The sequence below is a fragment of the Agrobacterium tumefaciens genome, assembly GCF_013337285.1.
GTDB lineage: Bacteria > Pseudomonadota > Alphaproteobacteria > Rhizobiales > Rhizobiaceae > Agrobacterium > Agrobacterium burrii.
Window position 1 is genome coordinate 64,394 of sequence record NZ_SUPW01000010.1, and the last position, 13,274, is coordinate 77,667.

The 13,274-nt window shown below is 59.5% G+C and carries 10 protein-coding genes; 5 read left to right on the forward strand and 5 right to left on the reverse strand.

What is annotated here, in order from left to right; all coding sequences use genetic code 11:
• Position 1: 1 nt before the first annotated feature.
• Genes FCH38_RS21070 through FCH38_RS21080 form a run of 3 tightly spaced genes read right to left on the reverse strand, consistent with a single transcriptional unit; the run spans position 2 to position 3,065 of the window.
• The gene (locus FCH38_RS21070) at positions 2-844 is read right to left on the reverse strand and encodes a carbohydrate ABC transporter permease (protein ID WP_149900977.1); all 843 of its coding nucleotides are present in this window, start codon (positions 842-844) and stop codon (positions 2-4) included.
• A complete protein-coding gene (locus tag FCH38_RS21075) occupies positions 841-1,782 on the reverse strand; it encodes a carbohydrate ABC transporter permease (protein ID WP_174375047.1) in 942 nt (313 codons plus the stop codon). The genes FCH38_RS21070 and FCH38_RS21075 overlap by 4 nt, the downstream gene beginning before the upstream one ends.
• Before the next feature lie 17 nt (positions 1,783-1,799).
• Entirely contained in the window at positions 1,800-3,065 is a 1,266-nt protein-coding gene (locus FCH38_RS21080) for an extracellular solute-binding protein (RefSeq protein WP_174375096.1), read from the reverse strand.
• Between the two features lie 248 nt (positions 3,066-3,313).
• Between FCH38_RS21080 and FCH38_RS21085 the strand changes: the two genes are divergently transcribed.
• Genes FCH38_RS21085 through FCH38_RS21095 form a run of 3 tightly spaced genes read left to right on the forward strand, consistent with a single transcriptional unit; the run spans position 3,314 to position 7,870 of the window.
• Positions 3,314-4,540, forward strand: coding sequence for an ROK family transcriptional regulator (locus tag FCH38_RS21085; RefSeq protein WP_153516057.1), 1,227 nt, complete (start codon positions 3,314-3,316; stop codon positions 4,538-4,540).
• A 19-nt stretch (positions 4,541-4,559) separates the two neighbouring features.
• A complete protein-coding gene (locus FCH38_RS21090; protein WP_153516058.1) occupies positions 4,560-6,962 on the forward strand; it encodes a PIG-L family deacetylase in 2,403 nt (800 codons plus the stop codon).
• On the forward strand, positions 6,959-7,870 hold the full coding sequence (locus FCH38_RS21095) for an EamA family transporter (RefSeq protein WP_174375048.1): 912 nt from the start codon (positions 6,959-6,961) through the stop codon (positions 7,868-7,870). The genes FCH38_RS21090 and FCH38_RS21095 overlap by 4 nt, the downstream gene beginning before the upstream one ends.
• Positions 7,871-7,881: 11 nt before the next feature.
• Here the strand turns inward: FCH38_RS21095 and FCH38_RS21100 are convergent, their stop codons facing one another.
• Together FCH38_RS21100 and FCH38_RS21105 are read right to left on the reverse strand one after the other, a co-directional pair.
• Positions 7,882-8,349, reverse strand: a complete 468-nt coding sequence (locus tag FCH38_RS21100; RefSeq protein ID WP_174375049.1) for a hypothetical protein — start codon at positions 8,347-8,349, stop codon at positions 7,882-7,884.
• A gap of 73 nt (positions 8,350-8,422) precedes the next feature.
• On the reverse strand, positions 8,423-9,316 hold the full coding sequence (locus FCH38_RS21105) for an AraC family transcriptional regulator (protein ID WP_153516059.1): 894 nt from the start codon (positions 9,314-9,316) through the stop codon (positions 8,423-8,425).
• A 197-nt stretch (positions 9,317-9,513) separates the two neighbouring features.
• Here FCH38_RS21105 and FCH38_RS21110 point away from each other — a divergent pair, with 197 nt between their 5' ends.
• Both FCH38_RS21110 and FCH38_RS21115 read left to right on the forward strand, forming a co-directional pair.
• The gene (locus FCH38_RS21110) at positions 9,514-10,980 is read left to right on the forward strand and encodes an alpha-glucosidase/alpha-galactosidase (protein WP_153516060.1); all 1,467 of its coding nucleotides are present in this window, start codon (positions 9,514-9,516) and stop codon (positions 10,978-10,980) included.
• A gap of 104 nt (positions 10,981-11,084) precedes the next feature.
• Complete coding sequence (locus tag FCH38_RS21115) at positions 11,085-13,172, forward strand: ABC transporter substrate-binding protein (protein WP_153516061.1); 2,088 nt, start codon at positions 11,085-11,087, stop codon at positions 13,170-13,172.
• Positions 13,173-13,274 lie beyond the last annotated feature (102 nt).

The following is a 13,274-nucleotide window of genomic DNA, read 5'->3' on the forward strand; positions in this document are numbered from 1 at the left end:
ATTATCCTTTCAGACCCGCCAGCATCACACCGCGCACGATGTAGCGTTGCAGGACGATGAAGACGATGAGGGTGGGGATGGTCGCAATGGCTGCGCCCGTCATGATCATTTCCCACTGGATTTGCTGTTCCACGGCGAAGCTCGATAACCCGACTGGCAGGGTGTAAAGTTCCTTGCTTGTCGTGACGATCAGCGGCCAGAAAAATGCCGTCCAGTTGCCGAGGAAGGTGAAGATCGCGAGTGCGGAAAGCGCCGGTGTCACCAGTGGCAGGGCGACTTTCCACCAGATCTGGAACTCGTTCAGCCCATCGACACGCGCTGCCTCGAGAAAGTCGTTCGGAACCGTTTCGAAAAACTGCTTCATCAGGAAGGTGCCGAAAGCCGTCATCATGCCGGGGAACATGATGCCCCAGTAGCTGTCGAGCCAGCCCAGCTGGCTGGACATCAGATACCACGGGATGACCAGCATTTCTGTCGGTATCATCAACGTCGAGAGGATGGCGAGGAAGATGAAGTAGCGTCCGCGAAACTCGAATTTCGCCAGGGTATAACCGACCAGACTGTCGAAAAAGCAGTTGGAGACGGTGACGAGGACCGCAACCAGCGTCGAGTTGAAGAACCAGCGCAGGAAACGGCCATCGGCCATCACGGTCATGTAGTTCGCAATTGTCGGTGCTGCGGGAATGAGCCTGAGATCATAGACCTGATCCGCCGTCTTGAACGAGGTCGCGAACATGAACAGCAGCGGCGAAACCATGATCAGGCCGCCGATGAACAGCAGCGTCCAGGCGATGATGCGGCCGGGGCGGATGCGGGCGTGGGAGAGTGGCAAGGCTTCGCTCATTTCTTTTCCCTCAGCACCCAGAGCTGGACCAGCGACACGACAAGAAGAATGGTGAAAAGAACGACCGTCTGCGCAGCGGCATAACCCATCGCATAGGAATTGAATGCGGTCTGGTAGATCATCAGCACGAGCGGTTTGGTGGAGCCGAGCGGCCCGCCCGGATCGTTGGTTGTCATGTTATAGACCTGGTCAAAAATACGGAGGAAACCGATCGAGGAAAACACGACAAGGAAAACGGTGGTGGGTTTCAGAAGCGGAAGCGTGATCTTGCGAAGGATCGCCCATTCACCCAGACCGTCGATGCGGGCGGCTTCGTAGAAAGTCGTTGGAATGGCGCGCAGGCCGGCCATGAAGATGATGATCTGGAACCCGAGCCCCGCCCAGATGGCCGTTACCATGACGGAATAAAGCGCCTGATCGGTGGAGCGGATAAATGGCTGCTGGGGAATGCCGATCATGCCGAGCACGTCGTTGATGATGCCGATGGGCGGCGGCTGATAAAACCAGCGCCAGACCCAGGCCATCGCCGCTGCGGTGGTCAGGTAGGGCAGAAAATAAAGCGCGCGGATGAAACCGTGCAGAATGCGCACCCGGTCGAGATAAAAGGCAATGACGAAAGCCAGCACGAGGCTGATCGGCGTGCCGACGATAAGATAGGTGAAGGTATTCTTGAACACCCTCCAGAATTGCGGGTCCTTGAACAGCTTGACGTAGTTGGCAATGCCGATGAACTTTGCCGGCCGCAGCAGGTCCCAGTTGGTGAAGGACAGGTAGAAGGCCTGCAGCGTCGGGTAAAAACGGATGACGCTGTAAAACAGGATCGGGATTGCCAAAAAGCTCCAGATCCACAAAAGCCGTTTGGTACGCATGGAAAGGCGATCTCCGAAGGAGCCGCCGGGGCGGCCGGATGCCGCCCCCTGTTGATCTATCGCTGTCATGTCTGAACCTGCGGTTTTCAGGGTTTCGCCGCGTCGATGATTTCCTGCTCGGCCTCGGCGGCCTGCTTGATGGAATCTTCGACCGACTGACCTTCGAGCAGGACCCGGTTGGTCATGTCGATGGCGTTCTGCCGCTGGGCGGCTTCATCCATGAACAGCGTTGTATGGGCATATTCCAGACCCTTCAGGAACGGTGCGTAGATCGGGTCCTTCAGGTTTTCTTCGGTCAGCGCCGCTGAGCGCCGCGCCGGCAATTCGCCCACCGTCTTCAGCCAGATCGCCATGGCCTCAGGCGAGGAGATATAGGCGAGGAACTTCTTGGAGGCCTCAAACTCTTCACCTGTTGTCTTGGCGCTGATGCCGTTGGCGAAGTAGCTGGCATAGTTGGAGCGGATATTCTTGTCATTGGTGGGAAGTTCGGTCACGCCCCACTCAAAATCCTTGATGGTGCGGAACGAGCCCAACCGGAAGGTGCCGTCGATGGTCATGCCGGCTTTGCCAGCGCGGAACGCGGCCTGGCCTTCATCCATGAAGCCGACCTGACCGATTTTCTTTTCAAGCTGCAGGCTGGTGTAGAATTTCAGCGCCTGCACGCCGGCCTCGCTGTTATAGGTAACCTTCTGGTCGTTGTCGGTGTAGGGTTCGCCACCATATTGGCGAATGAGGATCTCACGCCACCACTGGTGATCCTGGCCGCCCATGTCGAGCGTGGAGCCGGCGACCGTCAGGTTTCCGGCGGCGTCGTGCTTGGCGATCTTTTCCGCCGCGGCAACAAATTCGTCGAGCGTCTTTGGCGGATTGGCAGCGTCCAGACCGGCCTCGGTGAAGAGCTTCTTGTTGTAGAAGAGCGCCAGCGAGCGAACCGCCGTCGGCAGGCCGTAATAGTCATCGCCGCGCTTCATGGCGCTGACGATCGGGAAGAATTCACTCTCGATCTTGTCATGCGGGAAAGCATCTTTAGGCAGCGGTTGCAGGATGCCGCCGGCCGCGAACTTGTCCAGCCAGCCATAGAACAGCTGCATCACGTCAGGGCCTTTGCCGGAAAGATTGGCGGCGATGACGCGCGTCTGGTAATCGGCGTAAGGAAAGGTCACCTGCTTGACGGTGATGTCAGGATTGGCCTTCTGGAATTCCGCGATCAGCTCATCCATGGCCTTTACGCGTGTGTCGAAGACATATTGCCAATATTCGATTTCAACCGCCTGCGCGGCGTTGAATGCAAATGTGCTGAAACCGGCGACCAAGCCGGCGAACAGAGTTGCCCTGCGCATGTAACCCTCCATTTCCTCCGTCCGGTCTTCCGGATGCGGAGTGATCGTTCCCTTTATCCGCACTTTCGCGCGCACTCATTGACTCGGCCGGCAACGGGAATTTTCCTGTCCCGTCCCCCATGTGAGCCTGACCCCCGGTCGTCCTCTACGGTTCTCCGAACACGGGCATTTGTCAATAAGATAATTTACTTGAATTATTATATTGCGCTTATCGTCATTTGGACGTTATGAATTTTCTATGGGACGGGGAAATTGAAGAGATGACGGTGCACACGGTGGATGCCTATCCCGTAGCAATCGGAAAAAATCCTGAGCGGAGCCGCGAGCATAACAGGCGAGTCGTCCTCGACCTCGTCAGGCGGCACGGATCGCTCGGCCGCGCCCAGATCGCCAAGATCACCCATCTGACAGCCCAGGCGGTTGCCAATATCGTCGATGAGCTGGTGGGTGAGGAGTTGCTGAAGGAACTCGGCCGCCGCCGCACCGGCAGGGGCCAGCCGCCGATCCAGTTCGCCGTCAATCCGGATGGCGGCGCGACGATCGGTGTGGAAATCGCCGCCGACCATATGGTCACCGTCGGCCTTGATCTTGCCGGAGCGCTGCGCACCCATCGCGTCACGCCGCTTAAGGACACCACACCGGAGGCCATATTCAAGGCCTTTGCCGCCGAGCATGCGGCTGTTGCGAAAAATCTCGGATGCAGACTGCTCGGCACCGGCGTCGTCATGCCGGGGCCTTTTGAGATCGATGGCATGACATCGGTGGGGCCAACGACCCTTTCCGGCTGGGGCGGCATCGATGCCCGCCAGATGCTGAGTGATGCCTGCGGCCAGCCGGTGGTGGTGGAAAATGACGCGACAGCTGCTGCTGTCGGCGAGCGACTGTTCGGCGCGGGGCTGGCGATCCCCAATTTCTGCATGATCTATTTCGGCGTCGGTATCGGTCTTGGCATCATTCAGGACGGCTCGCCCTATCGCGGCGCATTCGGAAACGCCGGCGAAATCGGCCACGTCACCGTATCGCCGAAAGGAAGGCCTTGCCCTTCCTGTGGGCAAAGAGGGTGTCTGGAGGCCTATGCGTCCGTCTACGTGCTGAAGGAGAAACTCGTGAGCGCCGGTGTCGTGGATACGGAGCTTGACGATCTTGACGCCCTGTTCAAGGCGGGCAATCCCGTGGTGATGGAGTGGATCGACGAGGCCGCCGCCCATCTCGCGCCGATGATTGCCATGCTGGAGAACATTCTCGATCCGCAAACAGTCATCCTCGGCGGTGCGCTGCCGGAGGTCATCATCAGCGAAATCATTCAGCGCATGGGGGATTTGCCGACCTCGGTCGCAAGCCGGCGGCAGCGGGAACTGCCGCGTGTCATGCACGGCAAATCCGGGCAGTTGACCGCCGCCCTTGGCGCTGCGGCACTGCCGCTGTTCGACATCGTTACACCAAAACTGGAGACATCCCCGGGAGCCGCAGCACAGGCGCCGGGCTGAATATTGGAGGAGACCGCCCATGCTTACCCCTCGGGAGCGCATCGAACGGCAGATGGCCGATCCATGGCTCATTCGCCTGCACCGCAAGCTGAGCGCGCTGAAATCCACCGCCACCGTCATGCATACCGGCGCACATCCGGATGATGAGCAGAACGGCCTTCTAGCCTATTTCCGCATGGAACTGGGCATGCGGATCATCATCGCCTGTTCGACACGCGGCGAGGGCGGGCAGAACGCGCTGGGGCCGGAAAGACTGGGCGCGCTTGGCGTCATTCGCTCGCGGGAACTCGAAGAGGCCGCCCGTGTCATCGATGCCGACATAAGCTGGCTCGGCCACGGACCGGCGGATATGATCCACGATTTCGGCTTCTCCAAGGATGGCGACCAGACCTTCGGCCGCTGGGGGCAGCAGCGCATCGTTGAGCGGCTGGTGCGGGCCTATCGCAAGGAACGGCCCGATATCGTCATCCCGACATTTCTCGATGTGCCGGGGCAGCACGGGCATCACCGCGCCATGACGCGGGCTGCAAGAAGCGCGATTGCGCTGGCGGCCGATCCTTCCGCTTACCCTGAGCATTTTTCCGAGGGGCTGAAGCCCTGGAAGGTGGCGAAGTTCTACCTTCCGGCATGGTCGGGCGGTGGCGATACCTATGATGACGAAGTGCCGCCGCCGGAAACGACACTGACGATCAATGCGGCCGGCAAGGAGCAGGCGACCGGTGCGGAATATGACCGGATCGGCGAATGGTCACGTTATTACCATGCCTCGCAGGGAATGGGGCATTGGCCGAAGCGGGCGCAGGAACTCTGGCCGCTTCATCTTGAACTCTCTGACGCCGCCAATCGAGAAGAAGGATCGATCCTCGATAACCTGCCATCGACGCTCGCCGCCCTTGCCAGCATTGCGGAGCTGGATGCCGAATCCAAAAATGCATTGGTCGAGGCTGAACAGGCCATCAACCGGGCGATTGCGGCCTTTCCCCACACGCGGGAAATCACCAGATCACTGCTTGATGCGGCAGCCCTTCTGCAAAAGGTGGATGAAGCCGCGGCAAGTGAATTCACGGACTTGCACGGCCACAGGATCGCGCGCAAGCAGGCCGAAGTCGATGCTGCCATTCTGACCGCGCTTAATCTTTTCGAGCGAGCCTATGCCGAGCCGGCTGAGATCGTTCCGGGTGGTGAAACATCGCTTTATGTTGAGCTTTCCGACCGGGCGGCCGATTTCGATGTCAAGGTGACGCCGGTCCTTCCGAGTGGTGTGTCTTCATCCGTCAAGTCACTTGGCAGAACGATTGTTTTTTCCCTTGTGGCCGATCAAACCGCGGCTGTCTCAGGTCTCTATCAGCCGGACTGGAAAGCCGCTGGCGGCAACGGCCATGGTTTCGTGCGTGTGGCTGCAAGACTGGAAGGCAGGGAGGTGTCCGCCTTTTTCGATCTGGAAGAACCGTTTTTCGTTACGCCGGCGCAGTCGCTCACACTTTCGCCGGATGCATTTCTCGTTCCGCTGGGACAAGGCCGGGATACACATGTGTTTCAGGCCCTTGTGAAAGGCGCGGATACACCGCTGTCATTCAGGAGCGCCGGCGGCTGGAATGCGCAAAAATCGGGAGACGACTGGATTGCCGAACGTGCAGGCGAGGGCGCGGCGGGGCTTTCACAGCTTGAGGCGTTTTCCGGGTCGCAGCCGGCTTTCCAGATCACCCCTATCGCCTATCCGCATATTGGCCGGGCGCGGTTTCTGGCCCCGTCCGTTCTAAAAATCCTGTCGCTGGACCTCAAGCTGCCCAAGGGCGCGCGGATCGGTTATGTCGGCGGCGGTGCGGACCGGGTCGGTTCATGGCTGTCGCGCATGGGCCTCGATGTTACCGAACTCGACGCGCAGGCGCTCGGCGGCGATCTCTCGTCATTCACGACAATTGTCGTCGGCATATTCGCCTTCGGCATCCGTAGGGATCTCACTGCTGCGACGGAGAAGCTTCACCGTTTTGTCGAAAACGGCGGCCATCTGGTCACGCTTTATCATCGGCCGACCGATGGATGGAACCCGGAGACAACGCCGGTCCGGCGTCTTGAAATCGGCAAGCCGTCCCTGCGCTGGCGGGTAACGGACCCGAAGGCGGAGGTGACGGTGCTGTTGCCCGATCATCCGCTGCTTGTCGGCCCCAACATCATCGACGCTGCCGACTGGGCAGGCTGGGACAAGGAGCGCGGGCTCTATTTCGCCTCGCGCTGGGATGATGTCTATGAGCCATTGCTTGCCATGCATGATGTCGATGAGCAGCCGCTAAAAGGCGCGCTGGTCTCGGGCGTCATCGGCAAGGGCCGGCACACCCATACCAGCCTCGTGCTGCACCACCAGATGGACAAGCTGGTGCCGGGGGCGTTCCGCCTCATGGCAAACCTTGTGCAACCGGCGTGAATGGCCACGGCCAAAGCGAAAAACGAGAAGACCCGCGCGAAACCGATACGCGCGCGGGTATCGGCTGGCTGTTGCTGGACATGACGCTTGTTGCGGGTGGAATGACGGCGCTCGTCAAGGCGCAGGGCGTTACCTATCCCGCCTTCCAGCTTGTCTTTATCCGGGCAATGATCGGCCTGATCTTCATTCTGCCGCTCATCTGGCGGCATCGGATGGAGATGCTGCGTGTCAAATATCCCTGGCGCAACCTCTTCCGCATCTGCTGCAACGCCATCGCGCTCACCAGCAATTTCATCGCCATCACCTTGCTGCCGCTTGCCACCGTCAACGCCATCGGCTTCTCCCGACCGCTGGTGACGATGGCGATGGCCGTTGCCTTTCTCGGCGAAAGGGTGAGTCGATATCGCTGGGCCGGAGCCTGTCTCGCATTTGCCGGCGTGCTCGTCGTCATCGGGCCGGGTGGGGCGGAGTTTAACGCCGGCGTGCTCGTCGTCCTCGTTTCGGTGGTGTTCGGCGCATTTGCAGTCATCCAGACCCGGGCGCTGCGGCAGGAAAACACCACGGTCATGATGGTGTTTTATACCGTCGGCCTTGCCGTCATCACTGCCGCTCCGGCGATCTGGACGTGGAAGCCGGTTGCGCCGCTCGACTGGGGTCCGTTGCTGGCCATCGGGCTTCTGGCGCAGATGGGGCAATATTGCTTCCTGCGGGCCTATCGTATCGCCGATGCCAGCGTCCTTGCACCCGTCAGCTATCTCTCGATCCTGTTCGTCACGGCTGTCGGTTATTTCCTGTTCGACGAGGTGCCGGAAACCCGCGTCGTGCTCGGCATCGCCATCATCCTCGTTTCGTTGCAGTCCACCGCAATTGTGGAATATGTTTCGAAGACGCTGCGCCGCCGGAAATAACGGCTACGCCCTTACCTCTGGAATTCCATGACCCTCAGCCGGATCCAGTTCAAGGTCGCGAGTTTGGCGCGATCGTAAAAGGAACGGGCGAAGCGCACATAGCGCATGATCCAGGCGAGCCAGGCATAGGTGAGGAGCTTTTCCCTGCCCGCGTGATAGATGCGTTCGACGATCAGGAAGGTTGCCAGATGGGCAAGGATCGTCAGACCGATCCCGGTCTTGATTGCACCGTGGGCAATCAGGAGAAGGCCGATGATCTTCATGGGTTCGGCAATGGCGAAGGGCACGGCGAGACAGAGAAGAATGGCGAGCCGCGGCAATCCGGCAATCCGGTTTTCCAGTCGCCTGATGAATGTCAGGCCGGATATGGTCCTGATGACAGGTCGATAAAGCGGCCGGAAAATGCCGTCGAGGATCAGGGCAAATACGATGATTGCCCTGATGGGAAAGACGAGGATCGTGCGGATTTTGCTGTTCACCTCAGCCGGTCTCCAAAGAGGTTGTTCCGTCCATTCTTAATCGCCTGAAACGTGGCAAAAGGAAGTTGTTTCTTCAGGTTCCGTCCTGCCGAACGCTTGCGTACATACCGGTGGTGCGAAATTCGCTGGGGTTGGTGCCATAGAGCCTGCGGAAGACCTTGGAAAAATAGTTCGGGTCCTCGAAACCGCACAGCACGGACACTTCCTTGACGGGAATATTTCCGGCTGTCGTCAGCAGTTTTGCCGCCCTCCGCAATCGCCGCTGCAGCACGAATTCAGCCGGCGGCAGGCCTTCGCTCGCCGTGAAGATGCGGGAAAAATGCGCGCGGCTGAGGCCGGCCACCGCCGCAAGGTCGCTGACCGAAAGCCGCTCGCCCAGATGGCTGTCTATATAACTCAACACCTGCTGCAGGGTGCGATATTCGCCGCCGAAAGAAGGGTGCGAGCCGAAGACATCGTCATAAAGCGTCATCGCCGCCTCATAGGCAACGGCGGACGCGGCGCCCGGCGTCTCCGCGCCATTGACGAGGCGCGAGCAGCATTCGGCAAGGTGATCGACGGTTTCGGACTGGAGCTTGAGGATCGGGCCAGTGACGGCGAGGATGTTGCGGTGAATGCGCAGGGCTTCCTCGCCATTCATGGAAATCCAGAAGAACTCCCATTCCTTGCCGTCTTCCAGCCAGTAGCGGTGATTGTGCGGGATCAGCAGCAGCAGGGTTTCACCCGGCTTCACCACATAATGGCGGTTCTCGTAACGCAGATTGCCCTGTCCGCCGATGCAATATTGCAGGACGGTGAAGGGCGTCTGGCCGCGTTTGCGCCCGTCCCAGTCATAATTCCCGCCTCGGCGGATTTCATAACCGCTGCTGGTCGGCATGGTGTGCAGCGTCTGGCGGCCGCGCGGCAGCGAGACGGTGCGCATGCCGGGCCCCTGATCGATCAAATCGCGCAGCACAAAATTACCCATGAAAGCATAATCCTTCTCTGGTCCTCTCCGTCTTTATACGCATAATCCCGATCCGAGGAGACAGCCAGCGGGATATTGCTGCTGAAAAATTGGGAGGAAGGCCGGTTTTCCGGGATTCTTACGGGTATTTTTCTGCAGCGTCATTTTATGATCCTTCGGCCCGTTTCACCCGTTCGATTTGCAACAGAGGTGGCGTTATGAGTTTCAAAATCGCTATTATTGGCGCAGGCAGCGTCGGTTTCACTAAAAAACTGTTCGCCGATCTCCTGTGTGTGCCGGAGTTTCGCGACATTGAAGTCGCGCTGACGGATATCAGCCAGCACAATCTCGATATGATCAAGGCGATCCTTGAAAAGATCGTCGAGGCCAATGGTTTCCCGGTGAAGGTGACAGCCGATACCAATCGCCGCCGTGCGCTCGAGGGCGCGAAATACATCATCAGCTGCGTGCGGGTCGGCGGTCTGGAAGCCTATGCCGATGATATCCGTATTCCGCTGAAATATGGCATCGATCAATGCGTGGGCGATACGATCTGCGCCGGCGGCATTCTTTATGGCCAGCGCAACATTCCGGTCATTCTGGATTTCTGTAAGGATATCCGCGAAGTCGCCGCACCGGGCGCAAAATTCCTGAACTACGCCAACCCCATGGCGATGAATACCTGGGCGGCCATTGAATATGGCAAGGTCGATACGGTCGGTCTCTGCCATGGCGTGCAGCACGGGGCGGAACAGATCGCTGAAATTCTGGGCGCGAAAAGCGTGTCCGAGCTGGATTACATCTGCTCCGGCATCAACCACCAGACATGGTTCATCGATCTGAGGCTCAACGGCCGCAAGATCGGCAAGGAAGAGCTGGTCGCCGCCTTCGAGGCGCATCCGGTCTTCTCGCAGCAGGAGAAGCTGCGCATCGACGTGCTGAAGCGTTTCGGCGTCTATTCGACCGAGAGCAACGGCCACCTCTCCGAATATCTGCCTTGGTATCGCAAGCGGCCGGAGGAAATTGCCCGCTGGATCGACATGTCCGACTGGATTCACGGTGAAACCGGCGGGTATCTGCGCCACTCCACCGAAACGCGCAACTGGTTCGAAACCGAGTTTCCGCAGTTCCTCGCCTCGGCCGCCAAGCCGATTGATCCGGCAAAGCGCTCGAACGAACATGCAAGCCATATTCTCGAGGCGCTGGAGACGGGGCGCGTCTATCGCGGCCATTTCAACGTCAAGAACAATGGCGTCATCAGCAACCTGCCGGCCGACGCCATCATTGAATCGCCCGGCTTCGTCGACCGTTTCGGCATCAACATGGTGTCGGGCATCGCGCTGCCGGAAGCCTGTGCGGCCACCTGCATGGCCTCCATAAACGTGCAGCGCATGTCAGTCCATGCGGCGGTGAGCGGCGATATCGATCTCCTGAAACTTGCGGTGCTGCATGACCCGCTGGTGGGCGCCGTCGCCACGCCGGAAGAGGTCTGGCAGATGGTGGATGAGATGGTCGTCGCGCAGGCGCGCTGGCTGCCGCAATATGCCGATGCCGTGCCGGCGGCGACGGAACGGCTTGCCAAATCCAGCGTCAAGACCCGCGATTGGGCGGGGGCCGCGCGCCGCAACGTGCGTTCCATAGAGGAGTTGCGGGCCGAGAAATCGGCGCTGAAAAAGGCCGTTTGAGGAAAAGCATGGAAGCAGGCCGGCGGCGAAAGGGAGTTCGCCGTCCGGTCAGAATGATCACAGAGGGTGGGCGGTCGAAGAGCTGCCATTTGGGAGGAATGACGATGTTACTTCAACGCAGGATCGGTATCATCTCGGCACTGGGTCTCGGTGTTTCGATGATCGCACTTAATGCGAATGCCTTCGAGACCACCACGCCGCCGGAGCCGCCGCAGTTTCCGGCGGAAGGCAAGATCAACTACGTGGCGCGCGACTCCATCCTCGAATTCAAGGCGCTGACGAGCTACAGCGAACCCGACTGGGTGAGCGAGAAATTCGAAAAGACCGGCAAGCTGCCGCCGCTGAAAGAGCGTCTGCCGGAAGAGCCGCTGGTCTACAAGACGGGCAATATGGCGGATGGCACCGGCGTTTATGGTGACACCATGCGCCATGTGGTCGGCGGCAGGCCGGAGGGCTGGAACTACATTGCAGGCCAGAGCCAGGGTTGGGGCGGCATCGATATTGCGCTTTCCGAATGCCTCACACGCACCGCGCCGCTTTTCCAGGTGGATGCCAAGGACACGGAACCGCTGCCCAATCTGGCGAAAAGCTGGGAATGGTCCGAAGATGGCCACAAGCTGACGATGCATCTGGTCAAGGGCGCCAAGTGGTCGGACGGCGAAGCCTTCAACGCCGATGACGTGATGTTCTATTGGGAAGATGCCGTCGTTGATCCCAACGTCTCGCCCCTCGGCGGCGGTGCGTCGCCCGAGGCTTTCGGTGAGGGAACGACGCTCACGAAGATCGACGACTATACGGTGGAGTGGACCTTCAAGGCCGCTTTCCCCAAACAATATCTCTACACCATGGCCTATCCGAGCTTCTGCCCCGGGCCGTCGCACATTCTTAAACCCCAGCATCCGAAATATTCCAAGAACACCTATAACCAGTTCAAGAACGCCTTTCCGCCGGAATATATGAACATGCCGGTCATGGGCGCATGGGTTCCGGTCACCTATCGTCCTGACGATCTCATCGTGCTGCGGCGCAATCCCTATTACTGGAAGGTTGATGAAAAGGGCCAGCAGCTGCCCTACCTCAACGAGGTGCACTACAAGCTTTCCACCTGGGCCGACCGTGACGTGCAGGCCGTGGCGGGATCGGGCGATTTCTCCAATCTCGAACAGCCGGAGAATTTCGTCGCATCGCTGAAACGCGCCGCCGATCCCAATGCACCGGCCCGCCTTGCCTTTGGGCCACGGCTCATCGGTTATAATCTGCAGATGAATTTTTCCGCCAATGGCTGGGGCAATCCGGATGAGCGCGGGCAGGCGATCCGTGAGCTGAACCGCAACGAGGTGTTCCGTCAGGCCGTGACATCGGCCCTCGACCGTAAGGCGATCGGCGACTCGCTGGTGAAAGGGCCTTTCACGGCGATCTATCCGGGCGGCATTTCGTCGGGCACCAGCTTTTATGATCGCGCCTCCACGGTCTATTACCCCTTCAACCTTGAGGCCGCCAAGGCATCGCTCGCCTCAATCGGCCTCAAGGATACCGATGGCGATGGCGTCCTGAATTTCCCCAAGGAAACACTTGGCGGCCGCAATGTAGAGATTACCCTTCTCGTCAATAATGGCTACGCGACGGACAAGAGCCTTGCGGAAGGTCTCGTTGGCCAGATGGCGAAACTCGGCCTGCGCGTCATCATCCACAGCCTCGATTCCAACCAGCGTGACGCCGCCCATTATGGCGGGCAGTTCGACTGGCTGGTGCGGCGCAATTCCACCGAGCTGTCATCCGTGGTGCAGAATACCGAGCAGCTTGCCCCTGTCGGCCCGCGTACCAGCTGGAACCACCGCGCTCCTGAGGGTAAGGAGCTGGACCTGATGCCGTTCGAAAAGGACATGGCAGAGATCGTCCGCAAGTTCATTTCCTCGCAGGATAATGCCGAACGTGCGGAGCTGATGAAGCAGTATCAGAAGGTCTACACGCAGAACCTCTACACCGTAGGCCTGACCGAATACCCCGGCGCGCTCATCGTCAACAAGCGGTTCTCGAATGTGCCGCAGGGCACGCCGATCTTCATGTTCAACTGGGCTGAAGACGCCATCATCCGCGAACGACTTTGGGTCGCGGCCGACAAGCAGGGCAAATACGAACTCTTCCCCGAGCAGCTTCCCGGCAAGCCGGGTGAGGGCGGGCCGATCAACTAACTCCTCCCGGAGAATACCCGGTACCGGTCGCGCGTGAAGCGCGGCCGGAGGCACCCGACGGACCGTTGTCCATCACGGCCCGCCCAAACGGAGGAAGACCGT